A 20434-nucleotide genomic window follows, 5' to 3' on the forward strand; every position below is an offset into this window, starting at 1 on the left:
ATTTCACAACTTTTTTATCTTTTTAGTTGTGGCTTTTTACGTAATTCACGATCTTTTTCACACAACGATGGCTACAATCTAGGTTAAACAAAATCCAAGAGTGTGACAGATGCTCAGGCGTCTATTTCAGTGGCTTAAAAAGTTATTTCAGCGTCCTTTTAGCAGTCGAAAAGCCAATTCTAGAAATGCTGCAAAAGGATATGGGGTGGGGAATTCACCACCCGAACTTACTAATGCGGATTTAGAACTGTTGTTTACGCAGTTGCTAGAAGGAGTACAACAGGCACGAGGCAGACAGTGGGCGCTGAAGTACCTGCAACGCATGGAACATCGCATTTCTGACGAGCGCTGGATAGATTGGCTGTTGAGCTTTGGTGAAAGATTATTAACTTCCCCTGCACCTAACCATCAGTTAGCAGCGCGGATGATCCAGCTGGGTGAATTGGGGATCGGCAGAGTGGGAGACCTATCTTATGATATTGGTCTGAGCCTCCTGAAGCGCAACTCAGCGACACAATATCAAGAAATTGAGGAGCTAGATCGTCATGTGACGATGGAAAACATTAGACCAGAAAACCACTTGGTAAACTCTCCAGGGCAAGAGCTGATCCGTAACCTGGGCGATCGCTTGTGGGATTATGACGAAGAAGAGCCAGAAATCCTCCCCATACCCGAAATCAGATCTGTTGAGGAAACATGGACAGGCAATATCGGGGAAGTTTTATGGGAGTATGAAGGAGAAGACCTGGAAATTCCCAGGCGAGCGACTCTCCTCGATCCGGGAGAAGACAATGAAATCGCCAACTTATTCGATTTATTTTCGGAACCGGAAGAGGAAGAGGAAGAGCCGGAAACTATCACCCCAGTTACTAATCTCAATCCTGTTAAAGAAGATCCCAGCCAAACTCCGCCTTCAGAAGCGACTAGCTCAACTTGCAAGGCAGAAAACATGAGCCTGACTCCCCCAGCAGAAGATGGCAAAGGAGAATTATCAGAAGCGACGACATGGGATAAATCGTTGGCGAAATTAGAGCCAAGTGTCGCCCAAGCTTTTGATGAGTTGTTGGTCAGGTTGGATCAAAGTACTTCTTTAGTCCAAGAACTGGCTTCGGAACTAGCAATTCAACGCAATAATTCGCAAATCGTTCCGCAGCAAAAAATCGATCGGGCGCAAGCTTGGTTTTATCAAGGTCTGCAACAAGCGAGAACTGGGGATTTATTAGGAGCGATCGCATCTTACGACGCAGCTATCGAACTCAAACCCCATGTTGATGAATATTGGTTCAATCGCGCTCTAGCACTATTTCATTTAGAACATTTTACTGAGGCGATCGCATCTTACGACAAAACCATAGAACTGAAACCCGATCGCTACAAAGCTTGGTATAACCGGGGGGGAATTCTTGGTGAGTTAGGACAATTTGACGAAGCAGTTATTTCTTTTGAGCAAGTCATCGCCATCAAGCCAGATTTTGCTGAAGCTTGGTCTAGCAGGGGTTTGGCACTGATGAAGTTAGGACAATTATTAGAAGCAATTGCTAGTTACGACCAAGCTTTAGTTCTGCAACCACAAGACCCAGAAAACTGGTATTACCGCGGTATAGCCTTGGGTGTGAGCGAGCAACATGAAGAGGCGATCGCATCATACGATCGAGCTTTAGCAATTGAACCCGATTATTACGAAGTTTGGATCGATCGGGGTGTGGTGCTGTTTAATTTGGGAAGGTGGTCAGAAGCGATCGCTTCTTGGGATAAAGCACTTTCGATTCAAGCCGATTTCTACCTAGCTTGGTACAACCGAGGTGTGGCTTTAGAAAATTTAGGACGCCGTGAAGAAGCGATTGAATCTTATCGCAAAGCTATAGCTATCAAACCCGACTTTCATTTAGCTTGGTATAACCAGGCGGTGGCGCTGTTTTATTTAGGACGCTATGCAGAAGCGATCGCCTCCTATGATAGTGCTTTACAAATTAAATTTGATTATTGGGAAGCTTGGATTGGGAGAGGAACGGCTGCGGGTAATTTAGTTAATCCTGAAGCGCTTTCTGGCTTGTTTACTACCATCACAGCCACCAATGCAGCTCTCAAGCAAAGCGGCTATGAAGGCAAAATCGCCAGCTACGAAGCTGGTTTGAAATATGTTCGCCCAGATACTCACCCAGAAGGTTGGGGCAGATTACATTTAGCGATCGCCAATACTCATTACGATCGAGGTAAGAAAAATTCCTCAACCCGCACTCATTGGCAAAAAGCTGTAGCTGCTTATAATCAAGCACTCTTGACCTTGACTAGTGAAGATTTTCCGCAGTTGCATCTGGAAGTATTGCAATCTTTAATCAAAACTCTTGTGGGTTTGGGGCAAACAGCGCAAGCACAAGAATTTTTGCAATACAGTACAAATTTAATACAACAATTGCTCAGTGAGCCTACCCGTTCTGATGAGAGTAAAAAACAGCTAGCTTTAAAATTTGCAGGCTTGAGGCAACTAGTAGTTGATTTAGCTGTAGATTATGGCGATTTAGTAGAAGCGTGGGAAATTGCCGAACAAGCTAAAAATGCTTGTTTAACTTGGCTGCTTGATGGTTGGGAAGAAAATATTGACTCACTCAGCTATGCTGAAGTTCAGCCCCTACTTAATCCTCAAACAGCAATTGTTTACTGGCATATTAGCCCGGCTGCTTTACATACATTTATTATCAAAGATCGAGCACCTTCACCCATCCTCATATTTACACCAATGCAAGATGCAGGGGTATTTAGCTTAGGTAAAACTCCAATGCGTCTGCACGAAGTTCCTCTACCCGAAGCAGTTAGACGTTTGATTGATTTTGAAAATTGGTTAGAAGATTGGAATCAACAATACCAAGAATATTGCAGTCATTCATCAGATAAACAAAATCAAACCAACCATTGTTGGCGCGTGGAGATGGAAGCTAGGCTATTAGAACTAAAAAATATCCTCAACATTTCCACCATTGCTCAGGAGCTTGAAGGAATTACTCAACTAATTTTAATTCCCCATCGCGACTTACAAAGGCTACCTCTCCATGCGCTGTTTGACTATTCTAATATTGGGGAATTGCCAAGTGAAGCAGCAAATTTTACCATTAGCTATTTGCCTAGCGTCCAAACAGGATTAACAGCAAGATCCGCAACCATAGGCGATAAAAATAATCAACTATTCCTCAGTGTGGAAAATCCTCATAGTACAGATTATCCACCGCTAAAATTTGCCAAATTACAAGCGGAAATTGTCAGCCATATATTTCCTAATTATCACCGCATTCAGGGAACGCAAGCTAATAAAAATCACGTAGATAGTGCTTTTTTTGATGACTACAATATATTTCACTTTATCGGGCACATCATTAATAATTCTAGCGAACCGAAAAAATCAGAATTGGCTTTAGCAGGTACAAACAAGCTGACTTTAGAAGAAATATGCCAACAATCTTTAGTAAGTTATAACCTAGTTAACTTATCAGCTTGTGAAACTATCAATGCCAACAATCACGTTGTTACTAGCGAATATGTGAGTTTGGTAAATGGTTTTCTGATGGGAGGAGTTTCTCAAGTTGTCAGTACTTTGTGGACTGTAGAATCTATTGCTAATGACTTAGTAATCATAGAGTTTTATCGACGACTACAGCCAGATAAATCAGCAGCTACTACTTTAGCTGAAGTTACCGCATGGCTGAGAGAACTAACTGCCAGTGAATTAACAAAATGGTATGAAGATTTACTAAATAATCTACATCCTGAAGATTTAAGAATTAGAACTCATGTAGCAACACAAATGTACAGAAGCAGTAAACTTCCGCCAGACCAAAAACTCTATAGTCATCCTTATTATTGGGCGGCGTTTACAATTACAGGTAGGTCAAGTGAAAGTATTTAATTAGTTGCCCATGCAATCTTGACAACTAACAAAACTATGGAAACTAAAGCGGAAAACGAGACCAGGCTGACTTGCGAAGTAGAAATCACATTAGAGGTAATTGGTGGACGCTGGAAAGTTTTGATTATTAGAGAATTAATGGCAGGGGTAAAACGCTTTGGTGAATTGCAACGAGCCTTACCAGGAATTACGCAAAAGATGCTCACGCAGCAATTAAGAGAAATGGAGGATGATGGCATTATTCATCGCGAAGTCTATCCACAAATTCCCCCGAAAGTAGAATACTCACTGACACCTTTGGGAACAAGCCTACAACCAATTCTTGATGCAATGCATGAATGGGCTGTAAAACATTTTTCTGAAATTCGTCGCCATCGAGTTAATAAAAAGTAATATTTAGTTTTAATGGAGAATGAGGAGCTTAATGACAAATTCTAACTCTAGAGAAAAGGTGTCAAAAGCTGCAAAATTTGATTCTTGTTTGTCAACACCTACTGATTGATGCCAGACTTAAGCAAAAAAATTCTGGTAGCGATTGGCATTTCGCTACCAATTAGTTTTATCTATAAAAATTTTCTAATTTTAGCTTTACTAACTATTTTGCAAATATTCAATCGCTGCCTCTAATTTTGAAGGATATCCTTCAGCAAATCTTTCAAACCACAGACCTTCCGGTGAGAATGGATCTAATTTAGCTAACCATTCTTTAGCCTGATTTTTTAAAGCTTCTTGCTGTTTTGCTTTGAGTTTTTCTTGACGAATTCGTTCTTGTTTTAGTTCTTGCTGACGCTTTAACTCCTCAGCCATATCTAGTTCGACAAAATCAGCTTTAACTTCATCCAATAGGCTATCTATTAAAGAGTCCGATTTTGGTGACGGTTGGGTGAATGGTTGGGCTAAATTTGGCTGCGGTTGTGGCTGTGGCTGAGGAGATTTTACTTCTTCGTATTCAGTTTTGAGTTCGGCTAACAGCTTATCAATGCTATCCATTGTTTCAGTCCTGTAATGAAGATAGCTAGCGTTTTATTAGTCATTAATGGCATTCAACAACACTTCTGATAGACTCATATCTTCCATATCTTCCATTGTAACTGTGTCGCAGATATCAAATTTAGCACCAGCCCCTTGAAGTTCATCATCTAGGACTTTGAGAAAGCGAGTAGCGTTAGCATCGTTACCAACTTGAATGAAGGAAATAGCTAGTTCTTCATCGCGATCCATGCGGCGGGAAGCTTCAATAATGACTTTCATTACTGCTTTGCGATCGTCTGGTTCGCCATCGGTGACAACTAAAATTGTCTCACCATTTGGCTTAGTTTTATTAGCAGCTTTGCGTTGAAAGTAATCATCGGTTGCGTGTTTTAAAACACCCGCTAAGTCAGTGGTTCCAGAAGGATCGTTTTCTCGGAAAATTTGTGCCACCTTAGCTGAGGTGACATTTTCATAACGCTTAAATTTCCCAGAAAATACATAAATAGTAATACCGTCTGGGTCAAATTGTTCGCATTTACTAGCTAAGGCTAAGGTAGATTCCTGTGCGGCTATCCATCTGGTTCTACCACCTTTTTGATCTGGGGTAGCCATGCTGCCACTTTTATCAATAATTAAGGTGTAATCACGATTTTCTAGCATTTCTAACTTCTCCAAGTATTTAAAGCATTTTCTCAATTATCAGTCAGTTATTGCCTTAATTAATACGTCAGTAAGGCTCATATCTTCTAATTCATCTAAAGTAATGGTGTCACAAATATCAAATTTAGCGCCAACACTTTGCAAATCATCATCTATAGCATGGAGAAACTTTGTGGCTTTGGTATCTGCACCTACTTGAATTAGAGAAATTCTTAATTCTTGAGGATTTTCCAAACGCTGAGTGGCGTTGATAATTACTTCAAATACAGCTTGGCGATCGCCTGGCGCACCATCGGTGACAACTAAAATTACTTCTCCGGCTGGCTTGGTTTTGCCCTCGGCTTTGCGTTGAAAGTAGTGATTGATTGCGTGTTGCAGTACGCCTGCTAAGTTAGTTGTATCTCCAGGTAGATTTTCTGTAAAAATCTGCTTTATATGGGAGGAAGTAACATTGTCGTAACGCTTAAACGCTTTAGCAAATAGATAAATAGTCAGACCATCGAGGTCAAACTCTTCACATCTACTAGCTAATGCAAATGTCGATTCTTGTAATGCTGTCCATCTACTTCTACCATCTTTTTGATCTGTAGTCGCCATGCTGGCACTCTGGTCAATAATTAAGGTGTAGTCACGATTTTCTAGCATGGCTGATTTTTCCGCAAACTGGCTCATAATTAGTTAGATAAAATTTACAGGCTTACTTACAATTAGTCTGTGATGGCATTCATTAACACATCTGCAAGGCTCATTTCTTCTAAGTCGTCTAAAGTTACGGTGTCGCAGATATCAAATTTAGCGCCCACACTTTGTAACTGATCGTCTAAAGCTTTGAGAAACTTCGTTGCTTGAGGATCTGAACCAACTTGAATAATCGAAACTGCTAATTCTTCATCCCGATCCATTTGACGGGTAGCACTAATAATTACCTCAAATACGGCTTTGCGATCGTCTGGTTCGCCATCAGTAATTACTAAAATTGTCTCGCCATTGGTTTTGGTTTTACCCGCAGCTTTGCGCTTAAAGTAATTATTGAGTGCGTCTTGCAGTACACCTGCTAAATTGGTTGTGCCCGCAGGATCGTTTTCTTGGAATATCTGGGCGACCTTTGCTGATGTCACATCATCGTAGCGCTTAAATCTGCCGGAAAAAACGTAGACTGTAATTCCATCAGGATCGAACTGTTCGCACTTTCTCGCCAACGCTAAAGTAGATTCTTGCGCTACGTCCCATCTACTTCTCCCACCTGCTTGGTCAGGAGTGGACATACTACCACTTTTGTCAATAATTAATGTATAGTCACGATCGCTCATCATAGTATTCCTTTGATTGTTACCCTGTGGTTCTAGTCTAACCGTTGGGTAATAGTACGACATCTTTGGCAGATGCTTTGTAATAATGATTTAAGTAGTCAATTATTAAGTAGTTTATTATGCAAATATAACCGTGATTGTACTTAATAAGTTAATATACTGGGCTTTGGCAGAGAGATTGCATAATTGAGGATGGACAAGATGCCCATCCTTCTAGTACCGCAAGGCGGAATTCAAAATTCAAAATTCAAAATTAAGACAGAGTAAGCGTTTTGTAGATTTTGAATGGTCTGTTTATTTACGCCGTGCTGTACTAGTTAAAGCCATGACAGCTAGGAACTGTTTGAGATTTGGGAAATAGCTTTAGAGACATTGCAGGCAACGTCTCTAAAATTCAATGTTGGTATAGCCTTTAAATATAGTTAATGGTGAGATTTAAGAACTCCGAGTTCTTGCTGTATAGGCAACACATCTAAAATATCGGTTTGAGAACAGTATTTTAGATCTTCATAGCATTCCAGGCGCAACAAACGTTTGCCGTGACTGGCGTGGTGTAAAAGTCCTAACAAATTATCTTGCCATTGCGCGTATAGCGCGATCGCACTAATCACTTCATCATTCCCAGCAATTTCCTCTGCTGATAGTTGAGTATGTTGCAAAATACTATGGGCGATTGCACCTGCACATACTGTATCTTCTAAAGAAAAACTGCCTTCCCAACCTGAACCCACAATCCAGACAGTCTGTGGTTGCTTTTCCAAAAGAAACTTAACCACCGCAGCACGGTTGATCAAGGCTGCTGCTAGTACAGTTGGCGCGTCTTGTACCCGTTGTAAGGCGCGAGTGCCATTGGTGGTACTGATAAACAAGCGCCTTCCTTGTACCAGTTCTGGCGTGCAATCAAGGGGCGAATTACCCAAATCAAAGCCAGCTACTTTTGATCCGCCGCGTTCTCCAGCTCGCAGTCGTTTCAGTGGGGGCCATTTGTCGCTGACTTCCATGAGTCGATCTAAGTCGCTGAACACTTGTACAGCTTCGCCCCCAGCTGCCAAAACCGTGGCCATTGTGCTAGTAGCTCGCAGAACATCGACTGCGATCGCACATTCTGGAGCTCGATCTGTTGGAGTCAATTCCGGGGTATGGTATACGAATAGCTTCACGTTTTAGATAAGCCTGATCTAATGCTGCCGAGAAACATTTTAACCAGTTGGTGCCATATAAAGTAAGTAAGAATTCTCAACGGTTAAGAGTGAGGATGCTCTATGATGCTCTCAAACTGACACAGAAAAACGCAGATATTGGGGATGCATAAGGCAGAGAGTGCCATCCCAACCAGGTTCAATTCAGGAAAGTTATAGCAATTGGAAAAATCTGTAGGGGCAGGATTTCCCGCCCTTGATGACTGTGTAGTAGTTATACCTTAGGGGAATCTTTGACATCATTAGCGATCGCGCCAATTAAATTCAACTTGCTCAAAATGTCTCTAGCTTGAATTAGTTCGCTTTGGGTAATCTGACCGATACGCCCTACCAATACAATGCCATTACATAAGGATGCAACGATTCTGGCATCAACTGAATCTAAAATTGCCGGAGCATCTATTAGCACTAAATCGTAGGTTTGCTCAAACAACTCAATTAGCTCTTTCATCCGTGCTGAACTCAGTAGCTTGACTGTATCTTCTGGTGTCGGGCCAGCAGTCAAAACGTCAATATCTGGATGAATCGGTTGAATGTAATCTGTAAGCGGGGTATTAGTTTCATCGACTAATAACAGAGATAAACCCCAGTCGTTAGAAAGTTCCAGAATTTTGTGCAGGCTGGGATGCTCCATATTAGCATCAATCACAAGTACTCGGCGGTGCATATGAGCAGCGCTAGCCGCCAGCCCCAAAGTCATAGTAGTTTTTCCTTCGCCAGCTAGTGTTGAAGTCAACATTAGCGATTTAAAAGGCAGAGGATACTTTAATATTTGAAGATTTTGGTAGACCATATCCAAATTTTCGTGATATGGCAACTTAGGGCTAGTTTCTACTAAAGGAGTTACTGTTCGTTGCTTATTGCCAGCCAGCTTAAACAGCCGCTTTCTTAAACCACCTTCGCCCAGATTTGGTATGGTTCCCAGTAATCGCAGGTTTGTCAGTCTTTGAAATTGTCGTGCCGAATAAATCACATCATGAAACAGTTCCCAAATCAGGGCAGCCATAATACCTAAAATCGGCCCGATAATTAATCCTCCACCTAATAGAAATAATCTGCCACTACCTAGATAAATTCCCTTATCTGGTGCTTCCAATACTTGCCAATCAAATCCTCCCTGAGCAATTTTTAGCCCTAAAGACTGTTGCGCTTGTAGCAGTTGTTCAAGGGTTTTGCGATTTGTTTGTACTTCTGGCAACAGACGATTATATTCAGCTATCAGGCGAGGATATTTGTTCAGTTCATTGCGCAGTCGCTGTTCGGATTCAACTAAACTTTTTTCGTTAGCTAGCAGTCCTAAAGAAGTTGTCTGGACTTGAATTACCTCTTCTACTAGCTTTAAATCAACCCCTACCATCTGCCCTTGCGTTAATAGCGGTTGTTGAGGATTAGGTGTAATTGTCACTTTATCTCCTAAGGATCTTCCCGCCTCTTGGCGCAGTAGCGCTACTTGACTTTGGCGTTGCTGCTTAAGATTTACTATCCTTGGAGAGTTCTCTGTATACCGTAGCCGTTCTTGTGCTAGCGCTAGTTCAGTCTTTTGGATTTCATTTAATAGAGTTTGGTAGCGTGTTGATTGACTCAAACGCGAAGAAACTATGGCGTTCTGAGATGAAGACGCCATTTTTTGCTCTAAGTTTGCTTGACGAGCTCGTATATCTTGAAGCTGGGCGCGAGTAGTTTCTAATTGTTTTTGAATGTCTGCCAAAGACTCCAAGAGAATTTTACTTTGTACCTCTGGGTCAAGTAAATTATGATTTCTGCGGAATTCTTCTAAATTCTTTTCAGCTTGGCTAACTTCTTTTTTGACTTCGGGTAAGCGAGCATTAACAAAAGACAGTCCTTTATGTAAACGCTCGTTTTGTTGTTCTATATTGTAGTTTTGATAAACAGTTTGTAGTGCTTGCAGTACTCTCTGTGCTTTGAGGGGATCTTTATCTTTAAAAGTTACCTCAAATACTTGACTGGGTATTTTATTAATTCCCGTTCCCGCTTCTATTTGAGTTACTTCTAGAGGTGATTTTTCACCCTTTTCTTTTTTTCCTCGAATATCTTCTAGAGTTATATCTGGATAATTAGGACGTAGCAAATCTACAGCTTTCTCGATTAACTTAGAACTCAACATTAATTTTAACTGAGCCGTGTAATCTACAACTTGAAAGTTGGGATCTGTAAACTCGCTGTCTGTACTTCCCTGCACGTTACTGGAGCGTACCCCTTCATATAAATTGGAACTGACCAGTATTTGCATTGAACTTTGATACTTCGGTTTGGCAAAGATAGCCAGCAGGATTGCAACTGACATCACTGCACAGGAAATACCCAATATAAGATAACGTCTGTGAAACAGAATTGTGGTGAGTTGTTTGATGTCAATGGCGTTTTGTGGAGAGTTATTGAGCATTTGCCCTTGATTTAGACTAGTGTTAGTCACTATAAAATCCTCTAAACTCGAAATAATAAATCAGGAAGATTTGGAGAAAATCTCTTTGAGGTGAATTTTTGGTTAAACTATAGACGTCATTTTAGTCTAAAGGATTCCTAGCGCAAAGAAATAATTTATTTTCAATAATTACACTGAGACTAATTGTAATTGATGTTTTATATCTAACAAAAAACAAAAGTAAGATAATAAATTTATTATACTGTAATTGATACCTAAATCTAAGTGAAAGCCTCATGCTAGTTCGGATTAGCAATTGTTATTAACTAAAAAGATTAGCAAGCAAATAAAAAGCAATTAACTGCTTTTTATTAATCGTAAATAACTCTTATCCAGTATTTCTCTAATTTTGCGTTTCATTCTATATGTCAGGCTGAGATGAAATTGAGTTTGCTGGGTAAATTTATCGGCTTGTGCATCACGAATCATAAACGCTGGATGTTTGAGAGGAAATTCCATTGCTTGAGTAGGATGATTAGCAAAGGGGCTGTAAATATCTTTTGTATTATGAGCCTCAGTACTAAAGCCAATGTTAGAAACTAAGTTGACATTTGGCAGAATTGTTAAACCATTTTGTAGCCAAGATGTCAAAGTCCAAGGATAATCCCAAGTATCAATTTGGCCTTCATAGCAAGTTTGAAAAATATTAGTCCAGTAGCGAACAGCAGTTGAATTATCAAGTATATCTTGTAGCCAGTTATTATTTTTGATGGCTAACCAATGTTTCATTTCTAAATCATACTGTTGCCATGCTCTACGCCAAGTTGCCCATCCCCAAATTAGGGGATAACAAGAAAAGTAATAGCTATCTTCGGTACGCCGACGACCAAATTGAAAATTATTGCCGGAGATTGTCATAATGCGTTGGTCGTGACGATATTTATCTAACAATTCCTCACAATAGGGAAAAAATGTTGGATGTGGTAAACAATCATATTCAAGAATAATGGCTTCTTCTACTTGCTTAAATGCCCAGTTTAGTCCTGTGGCTATACGTATCTTTGCTCCTAAATTTTCCTCAGAGTAGTTTTTGAGGATTGTGCAGTCCCAATCAACTTGCTCGATAATTTTGCGAGTAGCAGCACAGTTGTCTACATCATCAGGGTAATCTGGACGAGAACCATCAGCAATTACTAATAGTTTGGGAGGTTTCACCTGACGAATAGACTCAAACACTTGGGCTGTAATCTCTGGTTTATTAAAGATGATAAAAACAACAGCAGTATTCATAATTTATGTTGATATTAAAGTTTTGCTAATGCCGAACCTACTAGTCAACAATAAATTAACTGAAAAATTGCAGTTTTTTTTTGACTAAACGTTTTACTTGCGACATCAAACTGAAACGAAACTGAGTTTGTTGTGTAAATCGATCGGCTTGTGCATCACGAATCATAAACTCTGGATGTTTAAGCGGAAATTCTATTGCTTGATTGGGATAATTGGCAAAAGGACTATAAATATCTTTTGTATTGTGAGCTTCGGTACTAAAGCCAATGTTAGAAACTAAGTTAACATTTGGCAGAATTGTTAAACCATTTTGTAGCCAAGATGTCAAAGTCCAGGGAAAAGCCCAGGAATCAATATTTCCTTGATAGCAATTTTGAAAAATATTAGTCCAGTAGCGAACAGCAGTCGAATCATCAAGTATATCTTGTAGCAAGTTATCATCTCTGATGGTTAACCAATGTTTCATTTCGATATCATATTGTTGCCATGCTCTGCGCCAAGTTGCCCATCCCCAAATTAGCGGATAGCGGGAAAAGTAATAGCTATACTTTGTACGGCGACGACCAAACTGAAAATTGTTCCCGGAAATTGTCATGATGCGTTGGTCGTGGCGATATTTATCTAATAGTTCCTCGCAATATTTAAAAAATGTTGGATGGGGAACGCAATCATCTTCAAGAATAATTGCTTCTTCTACTTGCTGAAATACCCAATTTAGTCCTGTTGCTATGCGCTGTTTACAACCAAGATTGATAGGAGAAGAGTTTTTAATTACTTGACAATTCCAATCAATTTTATCTAAGATTTTATTGCTAGTAGCGCACTTTGCAATATCTTCTGGATGTTGCGGGCGCGGGCCGTCAGCAATTACTAAAAGCTTAGAAGGTTTAGCCTGACGAATTACTTCAAATACTTTTGCTGTGGTGTCTGGTTTATTAAAGATAATTAAGACGACAGCAGTGTTCATAACTACATTTTAAAATGTATGCGATCTCTGAGAACATTAGATTTCTTGAAATAGGATTTAAAAATATTTACGATTTGGGTAAATAAAGATAATTTATCTATAATAAACGGTATTTATCTTTAGTTGCATTTTTATCAGTGATGTTTCTATAAAAGGTTTATTTCTGAATCGCAACTACAGACTTGATGCCATATTCAATTAGAGCTAATTTGGCCTAACTGAGACTGCATTTGGTGATATTGCCAGAACTTACCATGCTGTTGCAAAAGTTCTTGGTATCCCCCTTGTTCTACAATGTGCCCTTGTTCGAGTACGATAATTTTGTCGGCTCGAAAAATTGTCGATAGCCGATGAGCGATCGCAATTACTGTTCTACCTACTGCTAGCTTTTCGAGGGAATCCTGAATCAGGCGTTCGGAAACAGAGTCGAGGGCGGAAGTGGCTTCATCGAGAATCAAAATTTCTGGGTTGCGTAACAAGGCGCGGGCTATAGCAATGCGTTGGCGTTGTCCTCCCGATAACCGCACTCCGCGATCGCCTAGTTTGGTATTAAATCCTTGGGGTAACTCTAAAATAAATTCCAGCGCATTGGCTTGGATTGCAGCTTGCTCAATTGCTGCATCATCTACTCCTTCTAAGCCATAGGCAATATTGTTGTGTACGGTTGTATTGAAAATAAACGTATCTTGGCTGACTACCGCCATGCGCGATCGCAGAGATTTAAGCTGAAATTGGCGTAAGTCCATGCCATCAACCAAAATTTTGCCTGCGGTCGGATCGTAGAAGCGCATTAACAAATCTGCTAGGGTGGTCTTACCAGAACCAGAAGCCCCCACTAATGCTACCATCTGATTGCGTTCGATGGTGAAGGTGATATTTTCTAGTACTAATTTGCGATTGTCGTAACTAAAATTTACATGAATCAATTCGAGCGATCGCTTTAAGCCAGAAAACTCCCGTTCTCCATCTTGCATATAAGGTTTATTATCCGTCCTTAACAGTTCGTGAACGCTTCTGAGCGAACCGTAATAAGTAGCAATTAATCCCCACGAACTGTTCATATGGGAAATTATTGGTAGCAAGCGAAACAAGGCAAAAAGAAAAGCTAGTAACAGTACTACATGAAGCTTACCACTCGCTACGAGGGTAGTTACTGCCACCAGAATTATGCCAATTAAAATTGTTGTGGCGATCGCCTCAATTAATGGTTGCACAATTCCACTCATGGAATTCATTTTCAACCAAGCTTTCATAACTTGCTGTGCAACTTGGTAGAAACGTCTCCGTTCATAATCATGTGTCCAAAATGCCTGCACAGTGCGCACACCATTCACAAATTCTACAGCCGTGGATGCTAACTCACTAGCAGTAGTTGTCATTTCTACGCTAGCTGCACGCACTCGCCGGATCAAATTTGATGCGCCTGCTGCTAATAAGCTAAATAAAATAACTGTGGCTAAAGTCAATTGCCAAGAAATCACAAACATGGCAATAGTGTATGCCACAATAATGCAACTTTTGCTCACAAAATTAATGACTTCATTAAAAGCGTAGCTAATTTCACCTACCTCTGTAGAGAATGTTTGAAAAAGTTCTCCAGAACGCTTTTGTGTATAGTAACTTAAGCTCAAATGTTGCAACTGCTCAAAAATTTGTTTGCGCAGACTATCGATTAAACGTACTTCACAATATTTAGCGGTATAACGTCCTAGGTAAGTGAAGATGGCACGCGCCCAAACATTTAATAAAATTAAGCCTGATATGCGATATATGCGCTCAGATATATTAGCTTTCGTTCCTAAAATCCAAATATCGAACCATCCGATTCCTGTTTGTAGCGGTGGCTGGTTGACATTTGTTAAACATTGTAATAAAAATGCCACCAAACCTATCCCTGTTGCTTCCAGAAATGCTCCGATTAAAGTGAATAATATTGCTAGAGCCGCAATTCCTCTCAATGGCTGAAACGAATTGATAATTAGATAGTGTTCCTGCCAAAATTTGGTTTTTATTAGCAGTTTGCCGATGAGTTTAGGTATCTCTGTTTGCATAAATATTTTTAGGTTGCGGTTGTACTAGTTAAATCATTCACCTCAAAGAAACAATATTTTTTTGCAACCCTTTATGTATTATTGATTTTAGTAAACGCAGAGAATTTTTGATTTGTGACTTTAACGTTAGCAGCCAGAGTACTAACTGCCATCTTTTTTGATAAGGTCTATATTTGGCAAAAAACTTCAAGGCAGAAACTATATGCACTAATCGCAGATAGTTAAATAGCGAACTAGTGCTTGAACGTTGATAAATATGTAGTGCAGAAGCTTCGGGTTGAAATAAAACTCGATAACCATTTTGCCAAGCATCCAAACACAAACTTACATCTTCAAAATATAAGAAAAAACGTTCATCAAATAAGCCATATCGCGCAATGTATTCTCCCGATACCATCATAAAAGCTCCTATTGCCCAGTTGACTTCAACTGCTTTTTGGGGAGGCGACATCTGCTCGTAGTAGTAATCGAAGGGATGTAATAAAGTTTGCAGCGTCTCGCCTAATAACTGCTTGAGGATTAAGTATGTAAAAGTGGGGAATCTGCGGATGGAAGGTTGTACCGAACGATCTAGATAAACTAACTTAGGGCAAACGATCGCAATATCTCGGTCTGAGTTCAATGTTGTAGCTAACTTAGTAATTACCTCAGGCTTAAATGTCACATCTGGATTTACTAATACATACATTCTACTGGGTGAAGCGGCAACTGCGCGATTATTACCTGTGGCGAAACCTAAGTTTTGCTTACCTTTAATTCCGATAAAGGTCTGGGGATATTTTCTGCTAAATTCATCAAGAATTTGCGGGCAATTATCAATAGAGGCATTGTCATAAACTACGATTCTGCTTGTATGTGGATAATATTTGTGAATTGCTGCCAAGCATGACTCGATTGCGCCTCTTAAAGTCCGAGCCGAGTTCCAGGAAACAATAATAAAAGAAAGCTCAACGATCGATGTCATGATCTACACACCCTCATAAACACTTCTTTGTGTGTAAAGGCGATAAGGCTGCCATCCCCATCCAAATTAACTAAATTTTGAATAAATTTATACCAACAATAATTTACGCTTTTTTCATCCATGAAGTTAATTTAGAAACATCTTAACGGTCAAATTTCACGTTTAATTACTGAATTATTTGTTATCTATATATAGATATATAGATAGCAATCCATACCGCACGATAAGGATATTAAAGTCATTTTGTCAAATAGTTATGCTAGAGCATCACAATTTTCCTCATCGAAGTATTAATTTTAATCGACTGAGAATATCGAGAGTAGAATCAACGTCTTTACAGAGTCAACCTGTCTCATAAATTGTACTATCTTCTCACTAATTTACTACTTTGCAACCTAAGTAATAAGATATTTTTTTATACATTTTTTTATTTAGGATCTTGGAGAAAATTCTGTTGACTAGCCGAAATACTGGAGATTTAATTACTGCCATTCGATATTTTTATGTATTTTATTTTACCAAAAAAATATTTAATTATCTGAATTTTTAGCCGATAAAATAATACCAACTGGAAAAACGATCGCAAAGAGTAGATTCGCCAAAAGCAGGCGCAGCAAGAGATTCTCTATCCTAAAGCTCAGATTTCAAATCCCAAATGGTATAAGTAAAATCAAGCTTTTTGAGAAAATACACATAAGTACCCAGTTAATAAGTTAACTTTCCTGTATAATCTAAGTTATAATTTCATAGAAAATTTATTTAGCAAGTAAAAAAAGTAAATTTTAGGATTACTTGCTGGAAGTTATATACCAATGAGGCTTGATTAATATACCTAAGGATCTCTGCGGTAATATGACTAGAATTTTGAGTCATGATGTGTTATGTCAAGCAATGGAGTTAGTGAGATGCTCATTAATTGTTCTTATCTTTATGCCAAAGAAGTCAGAGATATTCTTAATCAGTTGTAATCGATGGCAAGATATCTGCTGAGGCTGTTGAAGATGTTGAAAATACAACAGAATATATAACCTTGTTTTTCCGTACTTGAAATTGATGCTTTATTCCAATTACCAGTATTAAATTAACAAGTGATTTAACTGATGCAGATATTTAATTGTTGATGATTTTGGGATGTCTATCCAATTGTCATAGAGATAGTAACGTCTATGCAATCATCAGGTTTAGCAGATAACTTTGCAAATAGCCTGCATACATAAGCGATCAAAATATTACTCTGCAAAATATGCCTGATTCATACAAGTCAACATCTGCGACTGCTACGCCTGATTTGGATAAACAGTTATTTGGCAATCAGCAATTTTTAGCGCAGGTGGACTCTTGGAATTATCAAGTTACTGGCTTTAAAGAATATGCTACTCAATCTAGTATCGCCAATACCAGCCTCGGCTACAAAATTAAACTTCGTCAAGGACAACTGCTAGTCAGACAGGCGGAAAACCTAGAAGATATTCATCTGCTTTCCTATCGCAACGAGCAATTTTTGACTGAGTGGTTGCAGTACTCTCCGGCTGGTTTGGTGCGTATAGATGCAGCATTTGGTGAATTAAAACTGAAAACATGGGCAAACCTATGCAACCGCTTTGGGAAAAGAATCTTCTTGCGGATACCGCGATACCGACAACTACCTGAATACTCTAGCCCAATTCGCTGGTGCTGCAAGCGATCGCTTGACTGGGCGATCGCCGCAGCTCTATTAATTATACTTAGCCCCCTATTATTAATGCTGGCCGTCCTCAATCGCATCAGTTCACCAGAACCAGTAATTACTAAAAAATGGTGCGTAGGCAGAAGAGGCAAACTATTTTACCTTTACAACTTTCGCTGCACAACATGGAGCAACTTAGATAAATTACCCCAGTTGTTCAACATTCTCCAAGGCGACATGAGTTTTGTCGGACGACACCCTCAGCCATTGTACGACGCCATCAATATCAGCCCACAACAGCAGCAGTTATTAAATGCTTTACCAGGTATTACAGGAGTATGGCAAGTAAAAAATCAATTCAACTTATCGCTAGCAGATAAAATTGATGCTGAAAAGCAGTATTTAAAGTCTTGGTCTTTGTGGCAAGATTTCAAAATTCTTTTAATTAGAATTACCCAGAAATTTTTTGGGAAAGCCAACTCTTAATTACACCACTACGCGACGGACACTTTCCTCCACGGAGGGAACCTCCCCACGCAAGTGTTCTCCTCTGCGTGAGAAAATAACAAAATTAGCCAGATGAAACTTATTAATGCAGTTCAAAAAGTTATTCAGAACTTAGGCAACCACCAACTTGGTAAATGCAATATATGTGGGAATATTACTGCTTTTCTCTGTATTGATGTGCAAGCAGTTCGGAATAATATGTATTGCCCTTTTTGCCGCAGTTCATCACGTAAAAGGCACGTGGCAAAAATCATTATTCAAGAAGTTCTTAAACCTGGATCTACAATAGCTGAGATTCCCCAAACGCAGGAATTGAGTATTTATAATGCCGATGTCGATGATGCATTTTATCAAAAATTACATCATCACAACTTATATATCTGTTCTACATTTTCTCCCGAATTTAAACCTGGCTCAGAAATACGTCCTGGGGTATTTTGCCAAGATTTAGAACATTTAACCTTTGCCAATGAAACGTTTGATATTGCGATCACTGAAGATGTATTTGAACACGTCAGAAATCATCAACAGGGTTTACGAGAAGTACATCGGATTTTAAAACCGGGTGGCTACCATATTTTTACAGTTCCTTGTAACTTTGATAGAGAAACTATTGTTCGTGTTGATACTTCTGGAAAAGAAGATATTCATCTCTTACCACCAGAATATCATGGTGATAAAATTCGCGGAAATATTCTAGCGTATCGAACATTTGGTATTGATATTTTTGATTTACTGAAAAAAGTTGGTTTTGAAACTAAAGTAGATTTTTCTAATTATCTGGATAGAAAAAATGGCATATTCGATAGCTACGTTTTCTGCTCTCAAAAGGTGTAAATTCCATGAAATCTCTACTTCTTAGTACTTTTGATATTACTGGAGGCGCGGCGCGTGCAGCTTATCGTCTTCATCAGGGACTAAGAAAAATCAATATAGATTCTCAAATGCTAGTACAGTATAAAACTAGCGGCGATCGCACAGTGATTGGCGCGCAAAATAAGCCAGAAAAATGGCTCAATCAGATGCGACCGACTTTAGATAATTTACCACTAAATTTTTATGCAGGTGATACCAATGAAAAATTTTCGCCCCAATGGTTTCCCGATTTTCTTCAATCTAAGATAAAACCTTTATCTCCAGATATCATTAATATTCACTGGGCTTGCGGTTATCTACAAATTGAGACTGTTGCCAAACTTACTCAGCCTGTGGTTTGGACACTGCATGATATGTGGATGTTTACAGGTGGTTGCTATTATAGTTTAGATTGCGATCGCTATCTTGAATCCTGTGGTGCTTGCGTCCAACTTCAAAGTCACAAACAGCAAGATTTATCGCGGTGGATTTGGCAACGTAAAGCTAAAGCATGGCAACAGCTTAATTGTACAATTGTCACGCCGAGTATTTGGTTAGCTGATTGTGCTAAAAAAAGTTCTCTCTTGCAGAACTTTCGCATAGAAGTAATTCCCAACGGTTTAGATCTTCAAAGATACAAACCGATAGATAGAAAAATAGCACGAGAATGGCTAAATCTCCCTCAAGATAAGCACTTACTCATCTTTGGTGCAGCCTCAACCAATCATCCTAGAAAAGGTTTTCACTTGTTATTATCTGCACTAGAAAGTTTACAGAAAGCTGGATATCAAAACAAGATTGAACTAGTTATTTTTGGTTCATCTCCACCCAACGAACAGAAAAATTTAGGCTTTAAGTTGCATTCCTTCGGCAACCTCAACGATGATATAACCTTGGCGCTAGTTTATGCAGCTGGAGATATTTTTGTCGCCCCATCCGTGCATGATAACTTACCAAACACCGTTATGGAAGCGCTAAGTTGCGGTACTCCCTGCGTCGCCTTCAACATTGGCGGGATGTCCGATATGATAGAACACCAACAAAATGGCTATCTAGCACCACCTTTTGAGGTAGAAAGCTTGGCAGGTGGTATTGCGTGGATTTTAGCAGATTGCGATCGCCTACAACGCCTCAGACAACGCGCTCGTGAAAAAGCCGAACAAGAATTCTCACAAGATTTGCAAGCACAACGCTACTCTCATCTGTTTAGTGAGATGCTTAGTAAATAACGATGACATCCCATTAAAAAAAACAACACGAATAACCTCTGCGTTTAAAAATGAATCAACTATTAGAGATGCTCCCGTAAGTAACGCTCACAGCTATACCGATACTAAACTCTGTATCTACAATCAAATCATAGAGAGGATATTTTGAATATCAGCACCAACATCACCAAGACAGAAACCAACTATTTCTTCTACAGCTTAATTTTTTATAGCATAGTAGTTTTATATCTTATTCCCTACGAACTAAAACTACCATACGCTAAAGTTTGCCTACCCATACTTACAAGTATTTTAATTCTCCAAATCTGTTATTACAAAAAGAAGTTACTAATTGTTGATATTTTAGCTGTATGCCTTGTCTTAGTAGTAACTTTTCTGAATCTTTCTACTTATCAGCTATTTCGATATAGTTTACCTATATGTCTACTTGCCATCTGTTTTAGCGGTAGCCCTCAAATTCAGATCAAACGCAGTTATTTAATT

The 20434-nt window shown here is 39.3% G+C and carries 15 protein-coding genes; 5 read left to right on the top strand and 10 right to left on the bottom strand.

Annotation, left to right across the window (positions count from 1 at the left end; translation table 11 throughout):
- Nucleotides 1-109: 109 nt before the first annotated feature.
- Complete coding sequence (locus AACU33_RS25930) at nucleotides 110-3898, top strand: CHAT domain-containing protein (protein ID WP_096592031.1); 3789 nt, start codon at nucleotides 110-112, stop codon at nucleotides 3896-3898.
- A gap of 36 nt (nucleotides 3899-3934) precedes the next feature.
- Nucleotides 3935-4291, top strand: a complete 357-nt coding sequence (locus AACU33_RS25935) for a winged helix-turn-helix transcriptional regulator (protein WP_096592034.1) — start codon at nucleotides 3935-3937, stop codon at nucleotides 4289-4291.
- A gap of 198 nt (nucleotides 4292-4489) precedes the next feature.
- On the opposite strand, the gene AACU33_RS25940 is transcribed toward AACU33_RS25935, so the two are convergent.
- The 10 genes from AACU33_RS25940 to AACU33_RS25985 all read right to left on the bottom strand — a co-directional run bounded on the left by AACU33_RS25940 (nucleotide 4490) and on the right by AACU33_RS25985 (nucleotide 15694).
- The gene (locus AACU33_RS25940; RefSeq protein ID WP_096592036.1) at nucleotides 4490-4888 is read right to left on the bottom strand and encodes a salt stress protein, Slr1339 family; all 399 of its coding nucleotides are present in this window, start codon (nucleotides 4886-4888) and stop codon (nucleotides 4490-4492) included.
- 36 nt (nucleotides 4889-4924) lie between these two features.
- Complete coding sequence (locus tag AACU33_RS25945; protein ID WP_096592039.1) at nucleotides 4925-5530, bottom strand: vWA domain-containing protein; 606 nt, start codon at nucleotides 5528-5530, stop codon at nucleotides 4925-4927.
- A 39-nt stretch (nucleotides 5531-5569) separates the two neighbouring features.
- Nucleotides 5570-6175: a VWA domain-containing protein gene (locus AACU33_RS25950; protein ID WP_096592041.1), complete on the bottom strand. Its 606-nt coding sequence runs from the start codon at nucleotides 6173-6175 to the stop codon at nucleotides 5570-5572.
- A 62-nt stretch (nucleotides 6176-6237) separates the two neighbouring features.
- Nucleotides 6238-6843, bottom strand: a complete 606-nt coding sequence (locus tag AACU33_RS25955; RefSeq protein ID WP_096592043.1) for a vWA domain-containing protein — start codon at nucleotides 6841-6843, stop codon at nucleotides 6238-6240.
- Nucleotides 6844-7262: 419 nt separating this feature from the next.
- The gene (locus AACU33_RS25960) at nucleotides 7263-8000 is read right to left on the bottom strand and encodes a 2-phosphosulfolactate phosphatase family protein (protein ID WP_096592045.1); all 738 of its coding nucleotides are present in this window, start codon (nucleotides 7998-8000) and stop codon (nucleotides 7263-7265) included.
- Nucleotides 8001-8253: 253 nt separating this feature from the next.
- A complete protein-coding gene (locus tag AACU33_RS25965; RefSeq protein WP_339376292.1) occupies nucleotides 8254-10473 on the bottom strand; it encodes a GumC family protein in 2220 nt (739 codons plus the stop codon).
- Between the two features lie 306 nt (nucleotides 10474-10779).
- Nucleotides 10780-11712, bottom strand: a complete 933-nt coding sequence (locus AACU33_RS25970; RefSeq protein ID WP_096592050.1) for a glycosyltransferase family A protein — start codon at nucleotides 11710-11712, stop codon at nucleotides 10780-10782.
- Nucleotides 11713-11767: 55 nt separating this feature from the next.
- A complete protein-coding gene (locus AACU33_RS25975) occupies nucleotides 11768-12679 on the bottom strand; it encodes a glycosyltransferase (RefSeq protein ID WP_096592052.1) in 912 nt (303 codons plus the stop codon).
- A gap of 194 nt (nucleotides 12680-12873) precedes the next feature.
- A complete protein-coding gene (gene hepA / locus AACU33_RS25980; protein ID WP_096592055.1) occupies nucleotides 12874-14730 on the bottom strand; it encodes a heterocyst formation ABC transporter subunit HepA in 1857 nt (618 codons plus the stop codon).
- Between the two features lie 37 nt (nucleotides 14731-14767).
- On the bottom strand, nucleotides 14768-15694 hold the full coding sequence (locus AACU33_RS25985; protein ID WP_096592058.1) for a glycosyltransferase family 2 protein: 927 nt from the start codon (nucleotides 15692-15694) through the stop codon (nucleotides 14768-14770).
- A gap of 1243 nt (nucleotides 15695-16937) precedes the next feature.
- Here AACU33_RS25985 and hepC point away from each other — a divergent pair.
- From hepC to AACU33_RS26000, 3 genes are all read left to right on the top strand, one after another.
- Entirely contained in the window at nucleotides 16938-17846 is a 909-nt protein-coding gene (gene hepC, locus AACU33_RS25990; RefSeq protein ID WP_096592061.1) for a heterocyst development glycosyltransferase HepC, read from the top strand.
- 93 nt (nucleotides 17847-17939) lie between these two features.
- Nucleotides 17940-18704 carry a class I SAM-dependent methyltransferase gene (locus AACU33_RS25995; RefSeq protein WP_096592063.1) on the top strand — a complete coding sequence of 255 codons (765 nt, stop codon included), beginning with the start codon at nucleotides 17940-17942 and terminating at the stop codon, nucleotides 18702-18704.
- A 5-nt stretch (nucleotides 18705-18709) separates the two neighbouring features.
- Nucleotides 18710-19951 (top strand): glycosyltransferase family 4 protein, encoded by a 1242-nt coding sequence (locus AACU33_RS26000; protein ID WP_096592066.1) that lies wholly within the window; start codon nucleotides 18710-18712, stop codon nucleotides 19949-19951.
- The last annotated feature ends 483 nt before the right edge of the window (nucleotides 19952-20434 follow it).

It is taken from the genome of Calothrix sp. NIES-2098 (genome assembly GCF_963875125.1).
Taxonomy (GTDB): domain Bacteria; phylum Cyanobacteriota; class Cyanobacteriia; order Cyanobacteriales; family Nostocaceae; genus Aulosira.